The 991-nt window shown below is 49.1% G+C and carries 1 rRNA gene (only partly in view); it reads right to left on the reverse strand.

Annotated features, from left to right (window positions below):
- Positions 1-918 (reverse strand): 16S ribosomal RNA (locus FPQ13_RS12970) (it extends 643 nt beyond the left edge of the window).
- Positions 919-991 lie beyond the last annotated feature (73 nt).

Here is a 991-nt window from a genome sequence, read left to right on the forward strand (position 1 = left end):
GTTTCAACCTTGCGGTCGTACTCCCCAGGCGGAGTGCTTAATGCGTTAGCTGCAGCACTAAGGGGCGGAAACCCCCTAACACTTAGCACTCATCGTTTACGGCGTGGACTACCAGGGTATCTAATCCTGTTTGATCCCCACGCTTTCGCACATCAGCGTCAGTTACAGACCAGAAAGTCGCCTTCGCCACTGGTGTTCCTCCATATCTCTGCGCATTTCACCGCTACACATGGAATTCCACTTTCCTCTTCTGCACTCAAGTTTTCCAGTTTCCAATGACCCTCCACGGTTGAGCCGTGGGCTTTCACATCAGACTTAAAAAACCGCCTACGCGCGCTTTACGCCCAATAATTCCGGATAACGCTTGCCACCTACGTATTACCGCGGCTGCTGGCACGTAGTTAGCCGTGGCTTTCTGATTAGGTACCGTCAAGATGTGCACAGTTACTTACACATATGTTCTTCCCTAATAACAGAGTTTTACGATCCGAAGACCTTCATCACTCACGCGGCGTTGCTCCGTCAGGCTTTCGCCCATTGCGGAAGATTCCCTACTGCTGCCTCCCGTAGGAGTCTGGACCGTGTCTCAGTTCCAGTGTGGCCGATCACCCTCTCAGGTCGGCTATGCATCGTTGCCTTGGTAAGCCGTTACCTTACCAACTAGCTAATGCAGCGCGGATCCATCTATAAGTGACAGCAAGACCGTCTTTCACTTTTGAACCATGCGGTTCAAAATATTATCCGGTATTAGCTCCGGTTTCCCGAAGTTATCCCAGTCTTATAGGTAGGTTATCCACGTGTTACTCACCCGTCCGCCGCTAACATCAGAGAAGCAAGCTTCTCGTCCGTTCGCTCGACTTGCATGTATTAGGCACGCCGCCAGCGTTCATCCTGAGCCAGGATCAAACTCTCCATAAAAATTATGATGTTTGATTAGCTCATAAATACTAAATAATGTTTGTAACTTATAGTTACGTTTTTTGGAATTAAC

This window comes from Allobacillus salarius (assembly GCF_007559425.1).
Lineage (GTDB): Bacteria > Bacillota > Bacilli > Bacillales > Alkalibacillaceae > Allobacillus > Allobacillus salarius.